The sequence below is a fragment of the Amycolatopsis coloradensis genome (assembly GCF_037997115.1).
In the GTDB taxonomy this organism is placed as follows: domain Bacteria; phylum Actinomycetota; class Actinomycetes; order Mycobacteriales; family Pseudonocardiaceae; genus Amycolatopsis; species Amycolatopsis coloradensis_A.
The window spans coordinates 2,514,769-2,538,296 of sequence record NZ_CP150484.1 but is presented as its reverse complement, the minus strand read 5'-3'; the positions used below and the strand labels follow the sequence as shown (position 1 = coordinate 2,538,296).

The 23,528-nt window shown below is 63.7% G+C and carries 18 protein-coding genes and 1 tRNA gene; 8 read left to right on the top strand and 11 right to left on the bottom strand.

All coding sequences use genetic code 11. The features are described 5' to 3' along the window. Positions 1 to 10 precede the first annotated feature (10 nt). Together LCL61_RS11985 and LCL61_RS11980 are read right to left on the bottom strand one after the other, a co-directional pair. A complete protein-coding gene (locus tag LCL61_RS11985; RefSeq protein ID WP_340686903.1) occupies positions 11 to 625 on the bottom strand; it encodes a trimeric intracellular cation channel family protein in 615 nt (204 codons plus the stop codon). Then, a complete protein-coding gene (locus LCL61_RS11980) occupies positions 625 to 1,278 on the bottom strand; it encodes a response regulator (protein ID WP_005155565.1) in 654 nt (217 codons plus the stop codon). The genes LCL61_RS11985 and LCL61_RS11980 overlap by 1 nt, the downstream gene beginning before the upstream one ends. Positions 1,279 to 1,648: 370 nt before the next feature. Between LCL61_RS11980 and LCL61_RS11975 the strand changes: the two genes are divergently transcribed. After that, a tRNA-Arg gene (locus tag LCL61_RS11975) sits at positions 1,649 to 1,721 on the top strand. Between the two features lie 20 nt (positions 1,722 to 1,741). Here the strand turns inward: LCL61_RS11975 and LCL61_RS11970 are convergent. The 5 genes from LCL61_RS11970 to LCL61_RS11950 form a co-directional block, all read right to left on the bottom strand. Next, entirely contained in the window at positions 1,742 to 2,425 is a 684-nt protein-coding gene (locus LCL61_RS11970) for a hypothetical protein (RefSeq protein WP_340686902.1), read from the bottom strand. Positions 2,426 to 2,563: 138 nt separating this feature from the next. Continuing rightward, positions 2,564 to 4,381, bottom strand: a complete 1,818-nt coding sequence (locus LCL61_RS11965) for a DUF1998 domain-containing protein (RefSeq protein ID WP_340686901.1) — start codon at positions 4,379 to 4,381, stop codon at positions 2,564 to 2,566. After that, positions 4,378 to 7,521, bottom strand: coding sequence for a helicase-related protein (locus LCL61_RS11960; RefSeq protein WP_340686900.1), 3,144 nt, complete (start codon positions 7,519 to 7,521; stop codon positions 4,378 to 4,380). Before LCL61_RS11960 ends, LCL61_RS11965 begins: the two co-directional genes overlap by 4 nt. Continuing rightward, on the bottom strand, positions 7,518 to 9,095 hold the full coding sequence (locus tag LCL61_RS11955) for a nuclease-related domain-containing DEAD/DEAH box helicase (RefSeq protein WP_340686899.1): 1,578 nt from the start codon (positions 9,093 to 9,095) through the stop codon (positions 7,518 to 7,520). The genes LCL61_RS11960 and LCL61_RS11955 overlap by 4 nt, the downstream gene beginning before the upstream one ends. A 2-nt stretch (positions 9,096 to 9,097) precedes the next feature. Then, positions 9,098 to 13,756 carry a DEAD/DEAH box helicase gene (locus LCL61_RS11950; RefSeq protein WP_340686898.1) on the bottom strand — a complete coding sequence of 1,553 codons (4,659 nt, stop codon included), beginning with the start codon at positions 13,754 to 13,756 and terminating at the stop codon, positions 9,098 to 9,100. A gap of 260 nt (positions 13,757 to 14,016) precedes the next feature. On the opposite strand from LCL61_RS11950, the gene LCL61_RS11945 reads away from it, so the two are divergent. The 3 genes from LCL61_RS11945 to LCL61_RS11935 all read left to right on the top strand — a co-directional run bounded on the left by LCL61_RS11945 (position 14,017) and on the right by LCL61_RS11935 (position 16,608). Then, entirely contained in the window at positions 14,017 to 14,673 is a 657-nt protein-coding gene (locus tag LCL61_RS11945; RefSeq protein ID WP_340686897.1) for a hypothetical protein, read from the top strand. A gap of 341 nt (positions 14,674 to 15,014) precedes the next feature. After that, a complete protein-coding gene (locus tag LCL61_RS11940; protein ID WP_340688557.1) occupies positions 15,015 to 15,431 on the top strand; it encodes a very short patch repair endonuclease in 417 nt (138 codons plus the stop codon). Next, positions 15,421 to 16,608, top strand: a complete 1,188-nt coding sequence (locus LCL61_RS11935; RefSeq protein ID WP_340686896.1) for a DNA cytosine methyltransferase — start codon at positions 15,421 to 15,423, stop codon at positions 16,606 to 16,608. The genes LCL61_RS11940 and LCL61_RS11935 overlap by 11 nt, the downstream gene beginning before the upstream one ends. Here the strand turns inward: LCL61_RS11935 and LCL61_RS11930 are convergent. Continuing rightward, positions 16,602 to 16,922 (bottom strand): NaeI family type II restriction endonuclease, encoded by a 321-nt coding sequence (locus LCL61_RS11930; protein ID WP_340686895.1) that lies wholly within the window; start codon positions 16,920 to 16,922, stop codon positions 16,602 to 16,604. The genes LCL61_RS11935 and LCL61_RS11930 overlap by 7 nt on opposite strands. A gap of 157 nt (positions 16,923 to 17,079) precedes the next feature. Between LCL61_RS11930 and LCL61_RS11925 the strand changes: the two genes are divergently transcribed. The 3 genes from LCL61_RS11925 (at position 17,080) to LCL61_RS11915 (ending at position 18,401) form a co-directional block, all read left to right on the top strand. Beyond that, positions 17,080 to 17,421 (top strand): hypothetical protein, encoded by a 342-nt coding sequence (locus LCL61_RS11925; protein ID WP_340686894.1) that lies wholly within the window; start codon positions 17,080 to 17,082, stop codon positions 17,419 to 17,421. A gap of 269 nt (positions 17,422 to 17,690) precedes the next feature. Then, entirely contained in the window at positions 17,691 to 18,017 is a 327-nt protein-coding gene (locus LCL61_RS11920) for a hypothetical protein (protein WP_340686893.1), read from the top strand. 9 nt (positions 18,018 to 18,026) lie between these two features. Continuing rightward, the gene (locus tag LCL61_RS11915; RefSeq protein WP_340686892.1) at positions 18,027 to 18,401 is read left to right on the top strand and encodes a hypothetical protein; all 375 of its coding nucleotides are present in this window, start codon (positions 18,027 to 18,029) and stop codon (positions 18,399 to 18,401) included. Positions 18,402 to 18,491: 90 nt separating this feature from the next. On the opposite strand, the gene LCL61_RS11910 is transcribed toward LCL61_RS11915, so the two are convergent. Further along, positions 18,492 to 18,635 (bottom strand): hypothetical protein, encoded by a 144-nt coding sequence (locus LCL61_RS11910; RefSeq protein ID WP_340686891.1) that lies wholly within the window; start codon positions 18,633 to 18,635, stop codon positions 18,492 to 18,494. Positions 18,636 to 19,007: 372 nt separating this feature from the next. After that, positions 19,008 to 20,888, bottom strand: coding sequence for a DNA/RNA helicase domain-containing protein (locus LCL61_RS11905; protein ID WP_340686890.1), 1,881 nt, complete (start codon positions 20,886 to 20,888; stop codon positions 19,008 to 19,010). A gap of 283 nt (positions 20,889 to 21,171) precedes the next feature. Between LCL61_RS11905 and LCL61_RS11900 the strand changes: the two genes are divergently transcribed. Next, positions 21,172 to 23,073, top strand: a complete 1,902-nt coding sequence (locus LCL61_RS11900) for a DNA/RNA helicase domain-containing protein (protein ID WP_340686889.1) — start codon at positions 21,172 to 21,174, stop codon at positions 23,071 to 23,073. 6 nt (positions 23,074 to 23,079) lie between these two features. Here the strand turns inward: LCL61_RS11900 and LCL61_RS11895 are convergent, their stop codons facing one another. After that, positions 23,080 to 23,526, bottom strand: coding sequence for a hypothetical protein (locus tag LCL61_RS11895; protein WP_340686888.1), 447 nt, complete (start codon positions 23,524 to 23,526; stop codon positions 23,080 to 23,082). Positions 23,527 to 23,528 lie beyond the last annotated feature (2 nt).

The window sequence follows — 23,528 nt, the reverse complement described above, 5'->3', positions numbered from 1 at the left end:
AGATGACGTTTCAGCCGGTCTCGGGCCCTTTCGCAACGGGTGCGTTCCATCTCCGCCACAAAGCGAGCATCCGGACCCCCACCACGGCGGCGGCTGCCACCACCGTCACCGCCCCCGGCGGCAGTCGCAGAGAGTGACCGATCACGACGAGTACGGCCCCCGCGAGCGCCGCGACCGCGTAGATCTCCTTCCGCAGCACGAGCGGGATTTCCCGCAGGAGAAGATCACGCACGGCGCCGCCTCCGATACCCGTCGTCATCCCGATCAAGCACGCCGCGTAGGGAGTGGCGCCCGCGTTCAACGCGATGGTGGTCCCCGCCGTCGCGAACACCCCGAGCCCGAGCGCGTCCGCGAGCAGCACGGCGCGCCGCAGCTTCGCGATCTGCGGATGGAAGACGAACACGACCAGCGCCGTCCCGCCGCAGACCGCGAGATAGGGCCAGGTCCGCAGGGTCGTGGGGGGCGTGATCCCGAGCAGGACGTCACGGATGACCCCGCCGCCGAGCGCGGTCGTCAACCCGACGACCACGACTCCGAAGACGTCCAACCTGGACCGCACCGCCGCGAGGGCACCCGAAGCGGCGAACGCGATCAAGCCGAGGAACTCGAGCGCGGTGAGGATCATTACTGGTCGAGCAGGCCACCGCGGTACGCCAGCAGCGCGGCCTGCACCCGGTTCGCCGCGCCGATCTTGGACAGGACGGCCGAGACGTAGCCCTTGACCGTGGCCTCGGACAGGTGCAGGCGTCCGCCGATCTCGGCGTTGGACAGCCCCTGCCCTATCAGCCCGACGACCTCACGCTCCCGCTCGGACAGCGACGCGAGCAGCTTGCGCGCCGGCTGCGCGGCCCGCTGCTCGTCCCGGTGCGACTGGACCATGCGCGCCGCGACCCCCGGATCCAGCACCGCGCCACCCCTGGCGAGGTCCCTCACTGCCCGAAGGAGAGCCGCCGGGTCGATATCCTTGAGGAGGAAGCCGTTGGCCCCGAGCCTGAGCGCGAGACTGACGTAGTCGTCGATGTCGAACGTGGTCAACATGGCCACGGTCGGCGGATCCGGCAGGGCCAAAATCGCCCTCAACGCGCGAATACCGTCGTCAGGCGCCCGCATCTTGATGTCGAGTAACGCGACGTCAGGGTGGTACCGCCGGGCGACCTCGACCGCTGATCTCCCGTCGCTCGCCTCGCCCACGATCTCGATATCGGCAGCGCCCGACATCATGGCACGCAGGCCCGAACGGACCAGTTCCTCGTCGTCGGCGAACATGAGCTTGATCAACGAAGCCCTCCGGCAGCCGGGGGAGCGGCGTCTCGCGTCCCGTTAACGAAGATTACCTACTGTTGTTCAGGGTTTCGAAACCAGACACGTACGAGTGACCCGCGCGGGTCATCTGTGTCGATCTAGCGCTCGATTCAGACCCTGGTTTGTTGCTGGAGAGTGTGGCTGCTCCTGGGCGGATCCGCAGGTCGAGTGTCACTAGGCGGCCAGTGTCCCGGTCTGGCCGCATGCTCTCTCGCGGCCTGTCGGGCAACCGCCGTTCGGGGCATTCGGGGCTTTCACCGGGCTGGCCGCTGGCGCGCTCCGATGTGACGACGCCCTCCCGTGCTCCCTCGCGTGGCTACACGGTAAGCTGCGCGTGGCAGTACATGCCCTCGTAGCTCAGGGGATAGAGCACCGCTCTCCTAAAGCGGGTGTCGCAGGTTCGAATCCTGCCGGGGGCACAAAACGGATGGGAACAAGATCATCGGCCGCAGCCGGTGATCTTGTTCCCTTTTTCTTGTTTGCACTGTACATGGCGCTGTCGAGCGTCAACGAGCCAGATGACCGCCGCTTCGTGGGCGGCGCGGCTGGCGGCGGCGACGGTGGGGCCGCTCAGCGTGGCCCGACAGGTGACGGTGTTGGTGTCGCAGTTGTAGCGGACCTCCAGCCAGAGGGCTTCGAACAGTACACGAGCGAGTTCCTGGGGTAGTGGGTCGACTTCGATCTTCATCATGGGGAGTGCGCCGAGCAGGGCGGGGTTGGGTGCGACCAGTATGCGCAGTTCAACCTCTGCGAGCTGTAGCTCCAGCTGTTCGCGTTGGGCTCGGAGCTCGGCGCGTCTTTCGTTGATGTCGCGGATGAAGTGTTCGTCGGGGTCATCGACGAGATCAAAGTTACGGATCGTGCCCTTTGATCTTGACGTCCATGTCGGTGATGGCTCGCCGTAGTCCGGCGATCCGCTGCTCTCGTTCCTGCACTGCGGTGGCGCTGAGGTCGCAAAAAGTGTTGCGTTGAGCAGTTGGCGCCGGTAATCGCCGAAGACGTGGTCGGACAGGAAGCAAGATGCGCACACCGCCGCAGCTCTCGAGCGAGTGTCCGAGTTGATGTTTCCCTGCACCCTCAGCACTTGATCATCAGTTCGCAGACGATGCTGATCGTTGACCAACGACGTTATTATCGAAGGCACGCAACGCGGTCATCGCCAAGCAGGGTCGCTTCGGCTGCTCTGGTAGCGCATGCAGCGCCACAGTCGCCATTGCCGAGTCCGGTAGATCATGCCCAGCAGTGTTATGGCGTCCGGCAACTATCTCCCCTCAAGGGATTGGGTTCGCCGAACCACCTCGGATCGGATCGTTTCAAGCCCTTCCTGAAAGAATCCAGGCGTTCTATGGTCGCCGATCACCAAGACCCTGTCCAAAAGGACATTAGACCGTTCACAAGAAGTTTCAGAAACGAGCGAACAAGCGTGGCACGCTGCGCGGTTCAGACTGCTTGGTCCTTGACCGCGACTTTCCCGACACAGCGGATCGGCCGAGCACCAACCGGCTTCTTCGACGGCCGACACCAGCGTGCGAGCGAGTCTTGGCGCCTCTCCCTCTCGTACGAGTCCACCGAGCGTCCCTTCAGCGTCGCCGGCAGCGGTGTAGATCAAGATCCCTGCCTCTGACCTCGGCGTCGTCTCGGCATAGATGCGTTCCCTCAAGGAGGCGGACGAGTACCCGCACGAGAAGGCGAGCCTGCGCATCAACAGGTGGGCCAGCGTGTGAAGCAGGATCGCGCGAGGAGTTGCCTCGAAAAGCCGTGATCCCAGAATGCTATTACGACGGCGGGACTCAAGCAGGCTCACGCGAGACTGGACCTCGTCCAGTTGTTCCCATTCTGCCAGCCTCTGTTGGTTGAAAGCGAGGAAGATCCCCTCCCCGAACGATTCGACAGCGGGAAGCCAGCGCCCGCGTCCTCGCCGCCCCAGATGCACGTCGACCAGATCGGCGTCCGCCGAGTAGCGGCGGAACCCGTGCAAGACCCGGATCTCCCGAAGTCTGTGGGCGAGCACCACCGCGTCGATGTCTTTGGCAAATCGCTCGATCACTGGAGACGTATCGACTGCGGGACGGGCGAACTCGGTCGCACTGATGACGAAGTCCTGGGTGCCGACAGGCTCGTCGGTCGAGCCGACAGCTTGGAGGAAAGCGTCCCACTCATCGCTGAGAAGACCTCGGCGGGCCTCGCGCAGAACCTCGTTCGGATCCCCGTCGAGAGCTTGACGGACGAGGCTCTCGTCGATTCCGAGGTCATCGGCGATGAGACCGATGAGAATTGCCGCCCGTGGGCCGTGAGGAGCACTGCGAACATCCTCGAAGTTGCGATGCTGCCGCACCTCAGCCGCGATGTCTCGCACTCCCTCCAGAGGTTCCGGGATGTCGAGGGCTGTCGTGGTGTCGGCCAAGGTGACGTTGGTTGCACCGCGCTGCAGCACTTCAAGGGGTTCGTCGCACGGAAGTGTGTTGCGCTGCCATGGCTGCCCGCCAAGACAACTCACACCGATCCGACGCAAAGCCCCACGGGCCGGGAGATCACCGAGATTCCGAACGGCATCGCAAGTCAGACAGCGCACAGCGAGCCCTGACAGGCCTTCGTTGCCCTTTACCGCCATGTCGAACACGAGCACCCGATCGTGGCAACGTAGTTGGGAATCCGACTCCGTTGCGGAGTGTGCCCACGTGTCCCACGGGACGTCTCTGACGTGGCCCTTGGTGGTGCACACTGCGATGAACCGCATAGGCACCAACTTTCCGCGGCATTGGTTGCACTGTGGCGACTCGCCCGTCTCCTGCTGGGCCCGGTAGTGGTCCATGCGCCGGCAGTCCTGGCAGAAGAGCCACCGCGGGAAGCGCTGGTATGGAATCCCCGGGCTGTTGATCGACGGTCGCGATGGAACGCTTGGGGGAGACCGCAATTCCTGCACGCCGAGACGTTCCTCAAGGCGCTTGGACTCCACACGCACGGTTCTGTCGTAGGGCCATTCGCTGATGTCGACACCCATGAGGGATTCCCCCATGACGTCGATGATGGCCCCCACGCCGAACGGCGAGATGGTCTGACTCAACCGCACGGTTCTCATCGACGCCCCTCTCCCACCGCCAGGATGCGGACCTGGCGATCGACCGACCGCATGGAATGCGCAGTCGGCCAACCTTCTCCTTGTGCACTGAAGTCTTTCAACAGGGAGGCGTGCTCTCTGGACCGGTAGTAGAGACGTTCGCCGCGCTCGGTGAGCGCCTCCGCACGTTCGTGCCATTCCCGGGCGATACGTCGCAACTCACGCTCACTCGCCTCTGCCTCGTCCGGATCTGCGCGCTGAACGGCTGAGATCAGATGGTCAAGCGCCCGTCGCACGAACGCATCATGCATCGAGAAATCGCCCGCCTGCTCATTTCTTCGGAGACTGGCCCCATGCCGTACGAGCAGCACGAACGCAGCGCGCAATGACCGCTCGCGGGACGCAAGTGACCAGGGCGTGACGCTCGTGGGCTCGACGTACCGGTACAGCGATTCATGGTAGGCCCGGAAGGACTCGTAGTGGGAGCGGTCCCGCGATTTGTTCGTCCGGAGCAACGTGACAACCAGCCCGGGAACCTTGGCAGAGCGACCTACGCGGCTGGTCGCCTGAATGTATTCGGACGTCGTCTTCGGCTGGCCGTTCATGACCATCACCCCGAGCCTCGGGATGTCGATGCCCACCGAGAGCATGTTCGTGGTCGCCAAGACGTCCACGACGTCCTGCTGGCCGACGCCCTGTTCGAGCCGTTTGATGATTTCTGGCAGCTGTTCAGCCGGAACTCCGCTGGTGAGTTCCACGACTCCGTCGCCGCGTAGACTGCGCGTCGCATTGCCGTCGATTCTCCGAGCATGCAGCATGGCATCGACGTCGTCACGGACCTGTGTCACGGTTCGCCCGAGCTCGCGCAGGCTGTTGTGGTAGATGACGAGCGTCCAGTAGGCGTCCAGAGCATCGCCGGTCAATCCCAGCATCGAGGGCGCCTGAAGGATCGCCACGGCGGTCAGGATTGTGGCAGAGGCCTGGGTGAATGCCTGTGGCATCAGCCCCACGTACAACCTGCCCGGACTAGTCCGATCGGTACGAGCGAAGAAGCTGTCGTCGGCGTCGAGCCCAGCAGGTGGGAAGAGTTCGACCGACGACCCGTACAGGTTGCGCACCTGATGGTCTGCTGCCCGAATGGTTGCCGTGGATGCCACGATCTTGGGCTTGCTGCCGTCCCAGGAGAGCAATGCGTGTACAGCAGCCTCGTACAGCGCGACGGTGGTTCCGAGCGGCCCGGACAGCAGGTGCAGTTCGTCCTGGATCACCAGACTCGGTGCGTCATAAGGCATTGCCCTGCCGAAGACGCGCCCCGCGTCCGGAACCCACGGCAGGCGAGCGAGCTTGTCCACGGTGGCCAGGAGGAGCGTCGGCGGCTCCGCGAATATCTGCTCGTCCACTACGCTCACCGGCAGGCTTTCGTGGAAGTGACAGTCCACGTGGGGACAGAAGAACTCGAACGTGCTCTTGGTCGCCCTGATTCCGTACGCCGGGCTCGCTCCCCCGTCGACGCCGACCTGCCGGCGCCTCGGAACCACGGGAACACCGCACCACGGGCAGTTCAGCAGCTGGAAGGGATTGTCGGGCTTCTGCGCGCGAAGGAGTTCCTTGAACTGCTCAAAGGCATCGCGATAGTCGTTCGGGGTGGTTTCTCCACCCACCCACAGGCCGATTGTGAACTGCGGCGTGCCCTCCAGAGCGGGGTGAGTCTCCCTGAGGCGTTCAAGCGCGCAGATCAAGGTAGCGGCGCGTTGAAACTGCTGACTGGTCAACAGCCTCAGGGTGTAGCGCATGAGGATGGCGGTTCCCCCGCCGCGGATGCCGTTCACGAGGCGCCTGCGGATCATCTCGAATGCGCCGAGTCCGAGGTAGGCTTCTGTCTTCCCGCCGCCGGTGGGGAACCAGATGAGATCGACAGTCTCTCGGTCGGTATGCCCCTCGTTCGCGGTCGACGCGAGACTCAGAAGTTGGAACCCAAGCTGGAAGTGGTGCCAGCTCGGTTCCTTGGCTTCGGTGTCCCTGGCTGCGAGTGGAGCCCCCAGAACTCCCTGATGGGCTCGGACGTGTCGCGTTTGAAGCATCTGTTCGCGCATCGCGGCGTTGGCGAGCCGAAACGCAAGCAGGCTTGTGGCGTCCCTCCGCAGGAGGGCTACTCCCTCGTGCATCCGTTCGGCAGCGCGCCCCATCCGCTCGAGGAGTCGCTCGGCGGCGGGCCTGTGGATCTCCTCGAGACCGGCGGCTTCCTTTGTACGAACGGCGATCCAGCTCTCGTACTCGCCGACGAATGCCGTGAGCTGGGCGCACAGGACACCAGTTTCGACCGACTCGTCCGCGAGGTGCGCCAGCCGGAGCACCTCAGCGTCACCCGATGGCGGCGCCATACCCCGAACGATTGTGGTCGGCAGCATGTCCGTGCGTACTGTCCGGATCTCGCCGTCCTGGTCCCCGTCCCAGTCGACGGAACAACCGTGCCCGATCCCGTAGACACGCCGATGTCGGTACAGCAGCCGGAGTTCCTGATCTTCCGGGTCATCCGACAGGTCCGCACTGCTGGGGTAAGGCAGAATCCTTCCTTCCTTGACATGACAGGCGAAACCGGCTTGGAACAGGCACATCTCCGCAGGCGGCGGAGACTCTGCCTGGTCGTGTTCGGCACAGTTCTCTAATGCCACGGTGACCAGCCAGGCCGTACCTGTCCGCCTCCAGACACAGACAAGTTTCGCCCTGTCGTCGAAGAGGCCAAGCTTGTTTCCTTGGGAGCCGTGCTCGGCGTGCAGGACCACCTCGTCCCGCCAGTCGCGGCGGACCCACTGCTCACGATGGCCGGGTTTCTTTCCTGGCACCTTCTCGTAGGTTCCCACGGTGATGACGCAGTGCAGCTTGGGTGCGTCGTGAAGGAACGAGATGGCAGCGGAAGCCGGGTGCCAGTTGTTCGCCATCTCGATGGGATGGTCCAGCTCCTCGTCATGCTCGTCAGTGCCGAGAGTGTCACCGAAGTGGCGTTCGGTGGCCGGTCCCTGCGGGTACAGCGTGCCGACGAGGTAGGTGTGTTCCGGTCGGGTGTGGATGACCTCTTCCGGCCCTGATGCAGGCCCCAGGTAGTGCGTCCGCAGGTGGTCGAAGAAGTTCTCACGCACGCCGACGGGGTCGCAGTCACTCATCGTGTGGTCCTCTTTTCGGGGCCCTGCTCGATCTGCCGCCATGCAGTCTGGCTGACGGCGAGCCAGAGGCTAATCCTCGGACGGGTCATCGCCACGTACAAGCGAGCTGCATCCGTTGCACTTGTGGTGTCGTCCACATCCACCATGCAGACATGTGCCGCTTCCAGGCCCTTGATCTGCGCGGTCGTGACCAGCCGAGCGGTACCGGGCTGTCGCCGCCTTGGGTCTGGTTGATCCTTGAGCCGACCAGTTCGGAAAGCCTTGGAATGTACGGCGGAACTATCCTCCACACGATTCCTGAGAGTGACGACGGCGATGTCGGCGAGATCGATGTCCTGCTGCCGAAGCTCGTTCAGGCGAGTGTCGAGCAACCGGGCCGCGTCCTGATCGTCCTGGTAGTGCTTGTACTCGACTGCAGGGCCGGCGCCTGCCCTTGCCACGCCGAGGTCCGCTCCTGTGACAAGTTGAGTCTGCAGCACAACAGGTGATGTATTTCGACAGTTGTACGGCAGCTTGGTCACGATGGCATTGGACTCAAGTTCCCGGTACGCCTCCTCGTCAAACGCACCGTCCACATTAGCCTGGTTGTTGGGATCGCAGAAGACGCGCCAGCGTCCGCTCGCCCAACCTCCCTGGACCAGGCCGTCCAACTGCAGCAGCGCACCGACTTCCATCAGATCTTGGGCCTCGTCGACTACCAGGACCTCCGCGGGAGGCGCTCCACGCAGTTCGTCCAATGCACCGCACATGACGTCAGTTCCCGCGACGGCTTCACGAAGCACAGCTGCCAACAACGGGGATCGGCATGTGAGCACGACCTTGTTGCCGGAGGCCGCCTCGCGACGTGCCGTCTCCACAGCCAGCAGCGTCTTGCCCGCCCCCGCACCGCCGGTGCAAACGATACGGTCGTTGCTCTCGATGCCGACGATGAGGTCGTACTGCCTCTCGGCCAGCTGGACGTATCCCTGCTCAAGTCCGGCGGTCCGAGCGGCGAGGCTGGCCACCCTGTCGAAATCCGGACGCAAGATGCCCAGCAAGTCCTTGCGGGCCTCGCCTCGCACCCGATGCCCGAGGCGTTCATGCCAATAGGCTCGGGCACGGCGAAGAGCACGATCCAGCTCAAGGACGCTCATACTCCGCGGACCGGCATGTTGCGCAGGCTCCCACTCCACATCGTGACCGAGTTCTTGATCCGGAGTGATCACCAAAAAGCCGAACGCTACGTCGAGCCGCGGCAGACGATCCTGGAGCCGGCGCTGCAGCGCGAACATCGCTGAGGCGGCCTGCTCGAAAGGACCCTCGCGCTTCTCGTGCACCTGCCCGTAGCGATCTGTGAACGTCCACAACCCCTCGCGACGACCCAGGCGCCCACCCTTGACCTCGATCACTAGCACTGTGTCGTCCCAGACCACAACGAAGTCCACTTCGGACATCCGCTTGTACTCGTGGACAGGCAGTCTCACCGAGTACAGACAGGTCGTGGGAGTACCAAGATCCACCTGGGAAAGAAGCTGCGCGACTCTCAACTCGGCAGCACTGTCGACTCGACCGAAGGTCTCGACAGCGGGAATCATCCTCATGACCGTCGCCCGCCCTGCCTCTCCCACAGGTAGTTGAAGTCCCGGTAAGCGAGCCGTTCACCGAACTGGTCGAACGTGTCCGCGACGTTGACCACAAGGCACTCGGGCTTCCCTCCGTTGACTGGCCCACGCAACCCTCGGCCGACCATCTGGATGTACGCGTTCGGGCTGAAGGTCGGGCGGGCGATGTACAGCGCTCTCACCCCCGGTACGTCGAATCCCTGAGTGAGAACGTTGCAGTTGGTGAGCACTTGAATATCGCCTGTTCGGAACCGCTCGATGCTGCGACGACGTTCCTGCATGCGGGTGGAGCCGCTGATCGATGCCGCCTCGATCCCTCGTACACGCAGTAGAGCTGCCAGGACCTGTGCGGACAGCACGGACGCGGCGAACACCAGGACCGGCCAATCCCGCGGCAAGCGCTCGATGTGCTCCAGCAACCGCAGGGTCCTGGATTCATCACGGCCGAGTCGCTCCAAGACGCTGGAGGGCAGCAGTCGCGTGCGTTGAGTGGCCTCGGCCTCCTCAGCGTTGAGGGAAACCGCACCACCATCCAAGACCTCGTGCTCGACGGCCGAGAGCACGCCTTCACGCTGCAAAGTGCCGTACGGGTCGTCGCCGAGAACGTCGAGCAGGTTGTTGCCGAAGCGTGTCACCAGGCGTCCAGTCATCTCCTCGCTGGTGCCTTTGAACGGTGTTGCGGTCAACCCGAGCAACGGCCTGCTCGTGTGGCGGGAGTCCAGCCCGAGCCACGCGAGGAGCTTGGTGTAGTCAGTGCCAGTCGCTTCGTGCGCTTCGTCGACTACGACGACAGAGGGGTCCGAGAGCCATGCATACTCTGCTTCACCGCGACAGACGGCAAGTTTCGCGTCGGTGGCCACGACGACCACAAGTTCGTCTTCGCCTTGGGCGATTTCGTTCCTGTTCCAGAGTCGACAGACTCTCAGGGCGCGGCCGTCACCCATGTCTCGCCAGACCGTGCTCCATGTCTGCACTGCCTGCTCACACAGTTCCTCGCTTTGAGCAACCCAAAGCAGATGACCGGTCAGGCCGTCTTCGATGAAGGCCGTCACCAACGCCTGTACCGCGACTCGGGTCTTTCCGGCACCGGTCGGCAGGAACAGCAACCCCCGGCTGCGGTCGGCCACCAGCCGCCGAATCCTTCCGACGAGCTCCTGCTGGTAGAGGTGAAGACGTCCGAGCCTCGGTGGCCCGAGCACGAAGAGGTCGGGCTGGAGATTGGATCCACGTTCTCCGGCGTACTCCGTGGGAAACCCGAGCCGGCGGACGAAGCCGACCGCAGGTGGGCTGCCCGCCCAGCGGTCGGGTACGGGAAATCCCGCTGCCTCGAGGTCGTGACGCAGTTCGCGCAGCACGTCGTGGCCGTATACATCCATGAGCAACCTGGCGACCTGGAGTTCTCCTCCATGGTCGTCGAGTTTGCGGACAGTCTCCAACAATCCCGTCGGCAGTCTGGCCTCGAGTGTGCGAGCGTCGAGCAGGTGCAGGAGCTTTCGCGCGTGGTCCTGTTCGGCCGCGCATAGAGCGACGCGGTGCTGCACCGCCTCATCCTGGGCATCATCGAGAATTCTGCTGATCGAACCGGTGGTCAAATCGAGGTCGAACTCGTCAGCGAGGCGCGCAAGTACATCCTCGTCCTGAAGCGTTGCCCGGTGATAGACGGTGACGCCGTCACGCAACAGGTCCGCAGGTTCCCGCTCCGTCCCGTCCGGGCCGGTGATCTGCCGGAACAGATCACCGCACGCGACGAGCTGCACTCCATCGAGCGCACCGGTGGCCAATGGGCGGAGACCCCGATAACGGTCCAGGGCGACGACCGCCTCAACCTGGTCTTCCGCCAGCACCTCGACGCGCAGCGTGGAGGATGCGAGAACGCATCCCCACTTGTCGACCAGAAGCGCGACAAGCGCTTCGTCAGCCACCGCAATGTACGGCGGGCGCCGATGCGCGAGGACGTCGCTCTCCTCCTCGGTCTGGGCGATCAAGAGACTCTGTCGAGGCACCCGACAGCCTGATGAGCCGCTGATCGCGGGCACGTACTCCGGGACATCGTCTTCGGCCAGCCTTCGTGCGGCCTCACCGATCAGTGCGCCCAGCGTCCACGGGTCCCCGGTCTGAGGAACTCGATCCAGGAACTCACGCCAGATATCCGTGCCGACTCCCGCCAGGGAGTCGGGCAACGGCAGCTTGGCCGCGGCCAGCCACTCTACCACGGGCAGTAGCGGAGCATAACTTGACAGTGACTTGGCGACACCGGCTGTTGCCGGCCGCGGTCCCCACGATGTCGCGAGGAGTCCGTACTCCTGCGCCGCCCAAAGTGAAGGTGCGAGCACGTCGTCGGAGGGAAAGGACTTCCGTGTGAAGTGTCCGAACTTCCACATGACCGGAACGTCCAGCCGAAGGAGGGCTTCGGTCCAGCCGACGCACGCGTCGATGTCACCAGAATCGTGGAACCTGCGGAGCACATGCAACGGCCCCACAGGTTCGTGGTCGAGGAAGCCGAACTCGCTCTCGGGTGGCCGCCCACGCTTCGGCAGCCTTGCCAACGTGCTCGTACGAAGCGTTCGAAGGTACTCGAGGTGAGTGGAGTCGTGTGCCAGCGCACGGCTCACGACGGGCCTGGAGGCGATGCCAATCCGGCGCAGCAGGTCAGGGTGCAAGTCCTGGTGGAATTCCTCATCGAGGAGCATCACCGGGTTTCTGGGCCTGATCTCACCGGCGATGACGACTTCGTCGGAGTAGTGCCATCCGCTGTCCCGGCACCTGACCTTGAGCCTGCGCCCCTTGGCAAGGTGATCCTCCAGATGTTGCTCTGCCGCCGACTTCGGCACATCGGAGACGAGCTTCCAGAATTCGGCCCACTCCGCACCGGTCCACTTCCTGGTGTTCGCGCGAGTGAGCTTCGCCAGCTCTTGGGCAGGATCAACGTCCTGGAAGCCAAACCCGCGGAGAAGCCGCTCGACTTCCGGTAGCGAGAGCAGCGATGGTCGCACCAGGCTGATCTCGGCCTTCCGGGTCAGCACGTTGCCGTACAGGAAGACGTCGTTGGTAGCGCTCAAGGGCCAAAGACGCCCAGTGTCATCCGGCAGGACTCGGGCGGAGAGGAACTCCCGCTGGGTGTCGTGGTCCTTCGTGATCGCTACGACCCGAAGAGCCGAAGCGCAGTCCTCGTCCGTCCTCTCACCGAGAATCTGCTCCAGCCAGCTAGGAGGAGACAATTCGACCGGCGCGGCTCGCGTGTCGTCAGCACGAACCAGGCTACGCAACCGGGCCTGCCTGACCTGATTGCGGAAGCATTGGAGGTGAGGAACGGAGCGTGGGCATCCCGGCGCCGCGTACCAGGCCTCGAGCATGGCCGGATCGAGCCGCACGTCCACTTGGTGAGGAAACCTCAGTTCGTCGACACGACGCAGAACTCCATCGCGATCGGGAATGCAGGCACTCGTGGCAACCAGTCGCGGTACGCGCTCGGCGAGAAAGCGGTCGGCGAAGTTAGGCGCTTCCCGACCACGCGCAGGCAGGTAGTCGAAATGGCCCGCTGGATCCGTTGGATCGCTGAGCTCCGGCAGCCCCTCGACGACCAAAGAAACGATCTTATCGAGGATCTCCTCGTTGAATCGCCCGCTGATGAGGTTCGTCCGGTCATCGTTGACGTGCCATGGGGCGTTCAGAATGCCACGCAACGATGTGGTCTCCGCCAAAGGGTAGTAGGCCCAGAATCGACCAAGAGCAGTGCGGTCAGAGGACAACGGGGCTGCCCACGTCACTGCAATGCTATCCCGCCTGATTGCCTCCCCGACCTCCTCCAAGGCTTGAGGCGAGGGGCGGTGAACTCCATGCCAGACCCGCCACTCCGACAAGTCCTGACCTTCGACGCGCAGTCGACGCACCCCGTTGGCGAGAACAATGCACTCGTGTGTCGAATCGACACGTTCACCAAGTCGGTCGACGACGGTCCGCAGGACGGACACCCTTGGCACGAACAGCAGGAACTCTGCCGGGAACTGTTTGAGCTCCTGGCTGATTCGGTCCGCCTCCGCCACCAGGGGCAGCCGGACGACCGTCGTCGCCCACTGCGCCAAGTCCGCCAGCACAGTATCGCCGCGAATCTCCTCCGACGCGTCAAGGTGAGCAGGCATGCGAAGCACGGGAAACCGCTTGGCATCAGGATCCAAAAAACCAAGCTCGTTTGTCGATCGATCGGCGTCGAACCCGAAGCTGATCGATTGACTGAAGACCGCCGGCTTTCCGGTTATGCGCAGAACGGATTTGAACCCTAGACCGAACCTGCCAATAGCGTGATCGCGCTTGCCGCTGAGAAAAGCGTGACAGATGGCTTCAAGCCCTCCCTGGGCGAACGGAGTACCTTCATTTGCGCAATACAAGGTGTCCCCGACAAGGTGCACCTCGACCCGGCCCGGCTGATCGTCGTGTTGCGCATCGGCAGCGTTTTGCACCAGTTCCAGAACCTGCCGCTGAGAGTATCCGCCAGTCCTGAAGCTGTCCTCTTGGTTCGCATGCTCACCCAGGAGAAGCCTGTCTGCAGCATAGGCTTTGAGCGTCTTCGCGCGATGCTGCTCAAGCCAGCCGATCAGCTCCGGATCTTCATTCCCCCAGGCACCGTCCACAGTCATCGACCCGCCCCCTCCATACCTGGTCGACATCGACCGCCATCGATCCGCCACGACTCCCGACCTGTCGATCGACCGGCCACGTGCAACTCCTCCGACGACCATTACATCGACGACGACCGCCGACCATTACTGCCCGCCTCGACCAGTGACACGACCAGGTCGGCGGACGCCCGGGTCGTTACCCGACACAGTCGACGACATGCGTGGTGTTCGACGCACAGATACAGGCGGGATCTTGCGGCGGCTGACAGACTATACCTATGACTTCGGACGAGGAGTTGCGTACTGCCATCGCCGAGGCGCGAGACGCCCTGCTCTCGGCGGTCGACCAACTGAACCGGATCGGTTCGGCCGAAAGAGTGACAGCAGACGATTGGCAGGACGTCAGCGCATCCGTGGGACTAGACATGGCCTTGCATCGGGAACACCTGGCCAGAGTCGGCGTTCTTCTCGGTCTGGGCGGGGCTCAGAAGCGCCTGTTGCGCTATCTGCTGCGACATGTCGGTCAAGTCGTCTCAGGACCCGAACTATCAGGTATCGCAGGAATCTCCGAGTGGCCACGAAGGATCCGCGAGCTGCGCGTTGAACACGGCTGGCCCATCGAAAGCGGAGTTCAACGACCCGAGTTGCGCTCCGACCAGTACGTTCTGATTCGAGCCGAACGCGACGAAGCACTGGCAAAAAAATGGCGGCTGGCTTCGGACATCCGCAAGAGCGGCGGCACAGTCCGCGATCGGGTGCTCGCATACCTGAAAGAAGTCAGTCCTGATGCCGCCGACCGCGAGGACCTGGACTACGTCGCAAAAACAGGAATGTGGAAGTCGTCGATCGACGATCTGCGAGCAAAAGGATGGACCATCTACTCGGCCGACGATGATCCGTCATTGGCCTCGAACAGCTATCGACTTGCTCCGTAACGGCGATCCGCCCGACACCCCAGCACATCCTGTCCGAGGCATCTACCGTGCACGGATCGACCAAACGTCCATCTCAGGCGGCGTCGACCGGTGATCCGCAGGTCAAGAGCTGCGGAGACTTCACCTGCCGAAGCCGTCACCATTTCCGTCGATGCCGGCAACGCTGCTTGGAGACTGTCGGGACGAGCGACGACCTCACCGGCCGGACCACATCCTCCGCCGGTTGATCCCCGATCATGACTCACAGACATCGACAGGCGGGCCTCGTACGACACCCGAAGGACGAGTAGCACAATCCCTGTGTGGACAAATTGCCCAGCACCGACGACACGCGTGCTCGGATGAGCAAGCAGCGCTCACGTGACACCTCCGCGGAGATGTCCCTGCGACGCGAACTGCACCGGATCGGCCTGCGCTATCGCATCCACCAGCGCCCACTGCGCGGTATCCGTCGAGAGGCGGACGTGGTCTTCGGTCCGGCAAAGGTCGCAGTGTTCGTGGATGGATGCTTCTGGCATGGATGCCCTGACCATGCAACATGGCCCAAGCGCAACCGCGACTTCTGGCGAACCAAGATCGAGAAGAACCGCAGCCGCGATCTCGAGACTGATCGGCTGCTCTCGGAGGCCGGATGGTTGTCGGTCCGGGTGTGGGAACACGAGGACGCAGCGGATGCAGCTGGGAGGATCCACGAGGTGATCGCAACGCGACGGCCGGTTCGCGGGGCGATGCCAGATATTGTCAGGGGTGTCGACTAACCTGCTGGGTGTGGGATCACGACGGCTGACGATGATCGATCTATTCGCAGGTTGCGGCGGCATGACCTCTGGTTTCATGGCCGCCAAGGGCTATAAGCCCGTCATGTCGGTCGAGTTCGACCTTCACGCCGCAGCCACGTATGCGGCCAACTTCGGCGAAGACCACACCCGCTACACCGACATCGCCCTCGTACCTGATGCGGACATCCCCGAAGTTGATCTGATCATCGGTGGCCCGCCATGCCAGGGCTTCTCCAACCTCGGCTCGCGTGACGTCAAGGACCCACGCAACAAGCTGTGGAAGGAGTACATCCGGTTCGTCAAGCACGCGGCGCCCCAGGTGTTCGTGATCGAGAACGTCGACCGGTTCTTCTCCTCCAGCGAGTTCGCGCTACTTCAGGCAGAAGCAGCGCCTGGTGGTCTGCTCGAGGAGTACACACTGTCCGCAGGCTTCCTGCTGGCGGCTGACTTCGGAGTGCCTCAGCGCCGCAAGCGCACCATTGTCATCGGTTCGCGCATCGGCAAGATCCCGCTGCCGGAACCCACGCATGCGCGTCCGGGCACGCTGGGCGACCTACCCGAGTGGCACACCACCCGCGACGTGCTCGCAGGGCTGCCCGAAGCGGCTCCGACGACAGCCCTTCCTGATTCCACGGTGGAGTTCTTCGGCCACGAGCTTCCAGGGGTCTTCAAGAGCTCCGACCTTCATCTCGGCCGTACGCCGACTGAACTATCACTCAAGCGATACGCCTGGATCCCGCCAGGTGGCGGACGCTTCAACCTGCCGGACGAGCTGCTGTCGAGATGCTGGCGAGAGAAGAAGACCGGCACGACCGACGTCATGGGTCGTATGCAGTGGGATCAGCCATCTCTGACAATCCGCACAGAGTTTTTCAAGCCCGAGAAGGGTCAGTACCTGCACCCGCAGTGGGAGCCGGGACCGAACGGTCATCGCGTGGATCGGCCGATCACGCATCTGGAGGCCGCTCGCCTGCAGAGCTTCCCATCGGACTTCTTGTGGTGTGGCACCAAAATCCAGGTGGCCAAGCAGATCGGCAACGCGGTACCGCCGATGCTGGCCGAGGCCATTGCACACCTTCTCAAGCCGTACCTCAACGGCTCGACCGCAGCCAGGCCGAAGCCTGCTCCGTGCAGGTTGTGTGCCGCTCGTCAGTAGCGGATCGGAGGTGCGGGTTCCGTCGATTCGCCGGGCGGCGCTACGGCGTAGTGATCGTCGCCGACCAGTCGTGCTGATACGAACGTGCCCTTTTTCGGCACCTCGAGTTGGAGTGCACGAGCGACTTTCGGACTCTCGTTCTGGTGCCCGAGCACCACGATGCCCTCCCTGGCAAGCACCGGCCTGGCGTCACGGCATCGTTTCAAGCCGTCCTGCTGCCTGGCGACGGTCACTGCTGTAGTCCGATCGATGATCGTTCCTTGGACGCGCCTGAGCAGCTCGTTGATTCTCTGCTGTCCGCTTCGTGAGACCATCTGGGCGACACTGCAGACATCCTTACCTCTACCACCGCGTCACACACTTCCGCGAGGGCTTCTCATCAGGTCATGATGCGGGCGCCACGTGGCGGCGGCAGCGGGAACGTCCAGGTGCACCGGCACGAACCTATCGACCTGAGTGATCCGCAGCGGCTTGAGCACGGTGGAGTGCGCGTCCACAGCGAACCCATCCCAGCAGGTGTTCCACGCGGAGATCACCAGCGTGATGCCGGCAGAGCCGAAGAACGTCACCTCCGCCGAGTCCAGCACCAGCGCACGCCCGGCCTACTCGAGTCGCGCCTGGGTCGCCGACCACAGCTCATCGGCCACGGCCGTGTCAACGTCGCCGGCGATGCACACCATGTCCAACATCGTCGACCATCTCGGCCTGCGCGGCGGCTATCCCGTAGTGCCCAACCTACATTCGCATCACCCGCTCATAGGCAATGTGGACGAGGGCCGACCGCTGAGCACGCCGTGTCGCCGCATGATATGACAGCGGTCACCCCCAGCTCACGCTAGTGCGCGCACCAGCCGCCTGCCAAGAGGCGAACACGCCATCAGGACGGCGGATCGGTGCAGATCAGGCGTCCGTCCCGGTGCCCCCGCCGGTTTTCACCCGTTTGCCGGTCAACACCACTGCCGATGGCGCTGGCTCATAGAGCGCTGCGCCACGATCACCGACAGTTCTCGTCGCGGGGCCCGAGATCGGTGATCAGGATGCGGCGTCGGTGTGCGGACACGATCTAGTCAAGGGCGGACCTGATGGAGTTCAGAACTATTAACGGCCGGCGCGTCCCGATCAAGGGCGGTGGTAAGAGCGGGGCGGTGGTAGCGGCCGGGGTGCTCGCGCTCGGCTTGACCGGCGACACCGGCGGCCTGCCCCTCGGGGGCGGATCCAGCCTGGTCTCCGAAGTCGGAGCGGGCGCGCAGAACGCCGCGCAGGGTGCTGGCTCCGGATCGGGCTCGGGTGGCTCCGCTCAGCTCAAAGCCCGCAAGTCCGAGGGACAGAAGTCCGCGCGCAAAGGCGACAGCGAGGCCGCGTGGCGGCGACTCGGCGTCAAGCCACTCAAGCGCACCGCGCGTCAGTAGGCCGAGTGCGTGGCGGTCTCGTTCGGGCAGATCCGCGACTTCTTCACCCGCACCCGCTGCACCTCCCTGGACCGCGCCCTGTTCCTGGTCGGCGACGGCGCGGGTAACACCGCGGTGCTGTCGGTGGCCTGGGTCGGTCTGGCCTCCGCTCGCGACGCCGACAAGTTCGAGTCGGGGATGAAGATCCACGGCAGCGGCGACATCCGGCCTCTTGACTCAGCGATGCTGGGCCCCGCGGACATCCGCTTCACCGGCGAGAACTACGGCAGCGATCGCAACGGCAAGACCGTCACCGTCGCCGAAACCGAACTCGTCTCCGGCCACCTCGACCGTGACACCCTCGACGCCATCGCCGAAGTCTCCGCCTACCTGCCTCGCATCTGAGCGCTACCCTGGGTGTGCTGCGTTGGATCGCGGCGGCGAAACCGTCAAGTGCACGGCGGGCAAAGCGTTCAAGGACGCGCTCAACTCGCACTAGAACTCGGTCGTCTCGTTCGCCTGGTCGTCCTTGATGTGGAGCCCGGCCGGGTCAAGCAGCGTGTTCAGAGCCAGCAGGTACTCGCGCTCGATCGCCCCGACGTTGTGGGCGCTGGCGGCAGGGCCGAGATGCGCGCGCACCGCCTCCTCGAGGGCTGGTGGCCTCGCCGAGGTCGTGGCGGGCGGCCAGCTCCCCAGCAGCCGGTCGTCTCACGCCAGCCTCAGGCACAGCGTTGGGACTCGCGTCTCAACGCCCGACGTGGGGGCGGGATCGGAGCCCCCACCTCCACGGTTGCTAATCGGGCACGGACAGCCCGAATCTTGACTCCGCCACCAGACTGCCGCCGTGAAACCGCTGGTCAGCCCTGTTTCCATCCTTTGGTGCTCCCGCCGGGGGCACATCGAGCACCCCACGGAGGTCTCACTGGCCGGAACGGATCTTGAGACCTGCCGTGGCATGGTCACCCGGATTCCGAACCGGCCAGTCGCTCTTGGATCGACGACGGTGAGCGCTCAGCGCGCGTATTTACGAAGTACCCGGTTCGTCGCCGGGTCTTTCGAATAAAGGCACACTCCCTGCATTCCCCGAGTCAGCAGCACCTTGTACGTGTTCCGCACCAAACGGTCGAAATCCCTCTCCTTGGCGTTCTTCACCGCCTGATCTTTCAAAGGCTTCCTGTTCGAGACCCATCGCCTGTCACGAATCACCAGGTCATCGCCAAAGATCACGCCTGCCCAGTCGTATTCGAAACCCTGGGCGCTGTAAATACAGCCGACTTGACCGAAACCACGTGGGTCGGAGGCCCACAACGACGACGACGGAACACCTGGAACGGGCGCTTTGGGCTTGGCGTTCCACGGTCGCGACCACTCATCGATCTTCACGTCGTCAACCAGACGACGTGTGCCGTCGACTTCGATGGGGTCGCTCCAGTCCCAGCAGAACCCCGCCGTCATCCTCGCGCTTCCACCACGCATGTTCGACTGCTGACGGAGCCATGATTCAAGTTCTTGAGGCGACTCCGCCGCATCGACCACATACTCGTCATCGCTTCCCTGGACCAGGTCGGACCAGACGATCGGCTCCTCGGGACTCAGAAACATGAGGCGCGTGACCCACTCGTCGAACTTGTCCGACCCGCCACACCGGAACTGCCCGTCGAGGCGGATGTCGAGAACCTCGTGACCTTTGAGGTTCGCGATGTCGACGATGTATTTCCTGGTGCCGACCTCGCCGGGACGCACGACCTGATGCTCGTCGAGCAGGAAGACGGGAACCTTGGCCACGTCGATGAGCTGGTCGATCTGTTCTCGTCCTCGTGCACGAGGACGTTCGGGAAGCCCACGGACCCGGTGCGCCTCGTCACAGAGCAGCACATCCAATGAGTTCTCGCGATCCGAGCCGAATTGGTTGAAATACTTGAACATCTCCTCGAGACGATCGTCGATTCCGGCAACCGTCGCTCGCAGCGTCTCCGTAAACGCCTTCGAGCCTGTCGCATGCAGAACCCGCCTGCTATGACGAGCAAGGCTGGCAAGAAGGGTTATCGCTATCGCGCTCTTCCCGGAACCCGGGCCGCCACTGACGACGACCACCTTCTTCTCAGCCCCTGAAGACCCCTTGGAATCCGCCTCGTCAAGGGCGTCCATTACCGACTGGTAGGCGACCTGCTGTTCGTCGAGAAGGACGAACTCGTCCCGTTTTTCAAGGGTTCCGGCAGCGGTCGTCAGCAGGTTCCGAGCCGGGGTGTGCCGAGCGGCGAGGAGGGCGTTCGCCGCATCTCGCGCACCAGCGGCCGCACCAGCGTCAGTGTCAAGAAGGGAACAGAGGTAGTTGGCCAGGTCCTTCTTCGTGTCAGCCGCGAAGAGCCGGCCCAAACCATCGGCACTGGTTTTGTCCATTCTCCAGGTCGGATCGTAGACGGCGTCGTGAAGATAGACGATGCCCTTCACCAGTCGCGGCGCACGCGCGAATTGAGGCGTGAAATCAAGGAGCTGACGACAGTAGCGCCTAACCTGTTCAGACGGATGCAAGACGGGCTGCGCATCGTCATCCGACGTCTTGACCAGCCCTTCGCCTACCAACTCCATGTGACGCCATTGCTTCAGTTCCACCAGCACGTACGACGGTTGCCCCGTCTCCGGATGTACGCCACACAGAATCGCGTCGACTCGCTTGGGACTGAACGGGAGCCGATACTCGAGAAACACTTCGACATGCTCCAGCCCGATGACACAAAGAGTCTCCGCGAGGACCGGGAGACCGCGCCGCCACGAACCGACTTCACCGCTCCTCGTCGAAGCGCTGTAGCCAACCCTCGCATGTATCGCAAGCGTCGCTATGAAACTTTCCTCGCCCAGCGCCACCCGCAGTTCGGCAGCGGTCTTCCTCACCGGCAAAACGTCCTCCCCCGAGGCAGCGTCGCGTAGTTACTCTTAGCCAGAGTCCAGCGTGCGCGCTCACACTAGTGAGCTACGATCTGACCACGAACCGGGGGTGGAGATGCCTACTGGCGCGTCGTGCGAACCATCTGTAACTGAAAGCTCCCCGGCTTGGTGAACCGCAGCGGGGACAGCGATCCACTAACCTGGACGGGAACGGTCCGACGGACACCGAGTCACCTCGTTGTTGTCCCCATCCGTACGTCGACGACGCACGCCCTGGGGAGGGGACGAGGTGGCACTTGCACGCGGCCGAGCAGCCGATCTTCTGGTCGAGGCTCGGACAGGCAGCCTGCACCAGAGACTGCGCGAGCAGTCCGGATACATACTCGGCACCAGGGCAGGCACGAGCGAGGTCGTCTCCTGGCAGAAGAGCCTTCCCGTCCTGCTGAGTGACCTGATCGATGCAGGACTCGAAGACGTCGAAGTCCTCCTCGAGCACCAGCTTCCCCACAGTAGGCAACGTGTGGACGTCGTCCTGTGCGGAACTCATCCCCGTACCGGGCAAAGCTCGTTCGTATTCGTCGAACTCAAGCAATGGTCGAAGGCCGAAGTCCACCTTGCCCAGGTGCTCAACATCCCCGGCCTTCCCGGTCTGCACCTCCATCCGGTCGAGCAAGTGCGCGGGTACTGCCAGTACTTCGTGGACCACACTCCGGCGCTCGCCGAGCGCCCCCAGGCAGTCCACGGGATCGCGTACCTGCACAACGCCCGCCGTGCCCATATCGACGACCTCCTCCAGTACAGGGTCAGCGAATACGGGCGACTGTTCACGATGGACGACAAGGCCGACCTCCGACGGGCATTCAACGCCGTACTCGACAAATCGGCGGAACGAGGAAGCAGCCTCACCGCGGGTGACGAACTCCTCGGCTTCGCACACCGCCCGACCAAACCTTTGCTGACGCTGGCGGCCGCGGAGATCCGGGATCGCGAACAGTTCGTCCTGCTTGACGAACAAAAGGTCGCTTACGAATTGGTGATGCAGGCGGTAGAACGTTCTCGCGCGGCCCAGACTCGTACCGTCGTCATAGTCGAGGGCGGTCCCGGATCAGGCAAAAGTGTGATCGCGTTGAGTCTCCTCGGCGATTTGGCTCGCCGCGGCCTCGCCGTCCACCACGCGACCGGCTCCAAGTCCTTCACCCAGACGATGCGGAAATACGCCGGTCGTGGAAGTACACGCGTACAGGGCTTGTTCAAGTACTTCAACACCTACGTCGGCTGTCAGCCGCGAGAACTCGACGTCCTCATCTGCGACGAAGCACACCGCATTCGCGAGAAAGGCGTCACGCAGTACACGAAGAAGGAGCAGCGCGATCGCGCTGGTCGCCAGATCGACGAACTGATCAACGTTGCCACGGTGCCGGTGTTCCTTCTCGACGAGAACCAGATCGTGCGGCCCGGCGAGATGGGTTCGCTGCGCGAGATCTCCACCGCGGCCGAGTCACTCGGCTGCAAGGTGGAAGTCGTCCGGCTGCACGACCAGTTGCGCTGCGGTGGTTCGGTCTCCTACGACACTTGGGTCGCCCGGCTGCTGGGCCTGGGGCAGAATGTCGAAACGCCTGTCCCGTGGAGCAAGCTCGCGGGCCCTCTGGACGCGGGCATCACGGTGTCGAGTGCCCCATCGCCGCAAGCGCTGGAGTCATGGGTGCTGCGTCAAAAGGAAGCGCACGGCGGGGTCCCCCGGCTCGCCGCCGGCTTCTGCTGGCCTTGGAGCGATCCGGTGATGACTCCGGACGGCCGCGCGCTGGTCGACGACGTCAAGATCGGCGGTTGGCAGCGTCCGTGGAACGCGAAGTCGGAACGGAACAAGGCCGTGGCTGGTGTCCCGGAATCCAACTACTGGGCCACAGACGAACGCGGCTTCGGGCAGGTGGGCTGCATCTACACCGCCCAGGGGTTCGAGTACGACTGGTCCGGGGTCATCTTCGGCTCCGATCTCGTTCGGCGCGACGGTATGTGGGTTCCTCAGCGCCAGAACTCCGAGGACAGTGCCGTGAAACGGGCCGACGAACTGCATTTCGGTGCGCTGATCAAGAACACCTACAAGGTTCTGCTCACCCGTGGGATGCGTGGCACCGCCGTCTATTCGACCGATCCCGAGACCCAAGCGTTCTTGGAGGAGATGACCCGATAGCCCTGGTCAACGGCCTGCGGGTCGCCCGTCCGGGTCCGTCATCGTGATGGCGCCACCCTGCGCCCGCAGCACCACATCGGCCCGGTACTTACCCTCGCCGAGAGCGGCGAGGGTGCCCAGGCTGACCATCCGCGTAGTGGCGCCGTCGCGGTCGAACACCAGCAGATTGCCGTCCTGGACGTAGTCCCCACTGTGCGTGCCATCGCCCTCGACCGTGACGGGCCTGCCGAGCTCGCGTTCGATTCGCGCGCCTGAAGCGGGGCCGGTGAGGACCTGTACCGAGGTCCAATCGCCGGGCGCCAGTTCCTTGAGCGGTCGTGAGCCGCCTGACCTGGCGAGATCTCCGATCGTTTTTTCGAGACCTTCGTCGAATTCCACTGTCACTCCTGGGGTGCTCGTGCCGCAGCCCGCCACGAGGGCGAGCAGGGCGAGCAGAGTCACTATCAAGCGCATGG

What these genes read in the sequence shown, in the direction of transcription:
- LCL61_RS11985 (WP_340686903.1), bottom strand. Translation starts at nt 625, where the DNA reads ATGATCCTCACCGCGCTCGAGTTCCTCGGCTTGATCGCGTTCGCCGCT.
- LCL61_RS11965 (WP_340686901.1), bottom strand. Translation starts at nt 4,381, where the DNA reads ATGAGAACCGTGCGGTTGAGTCAGACCATCTCGCCGTTCGGCGTGGGG.
- LCL61_RS11960 (WP_340686900.1), bottom strand. Translation starts at nt 7,521, where the DNA reads ATGAGTGACTGCGACCCCGTCGGCGTGCGTGAGAACTTCTTCGACCAC.
- LCL61_RS11955 (WP_340686899.1), bottom strand. Translation starts at nt 9,095, where the DNA reads ATGATTCCCGCTGTCGAGACCTTCGGTCGAGTCGACAGTGCTGCCGAG.
- LCL61_RS11950 (WP_340686898.1), bottom strand. Translation starts at nt 13,756, where the DNA reads ATGACTGTGGACGGTGCCTGGGGGAATGAAGATCCGGAGCTGATCGGC.
- LCL61_RS11945 (WP_340686897.1), top strand. Translation starts at nt 14,017, where the DNA reads ATGACTTCGGACGAGGAGTTGCGTACTGCCATCGCCGAGGCGCGAGAC.
- LCL61_RS11940 (WP_340688557.1), top strand. Translation starts at nt 15,015, where the DNA reads ATGAGCAAGCAGCGCTCACGTGACACCTCCGCGGAGATGTCCCTGCGA.
- LCL61_RS11930 (WP_340686895.1), bottom strand. Translation starts at nt 16,922, where the DNA reads ATGGTCTCACGAAGCGGACAGCAGAGAATCAACGAGCTGCTCAGGCGC.
- LCL61_RS11920 (WP_340686893.1), top strand. Translation starts at nt 17,691, where the DNA reads ATGGAGTTCAGAACTATTAACGGCCGGCGCGTCCCGATCAAGGGCGGT.
- LCL61_RS11895 (WP_340686888.1), bottom strand. Translation starts at nt 23,526, where the DNA reads ATGCGCTTGATAGTGACTCTGCTCGCCCTGCTCGCCCTCGTGGCGGGC.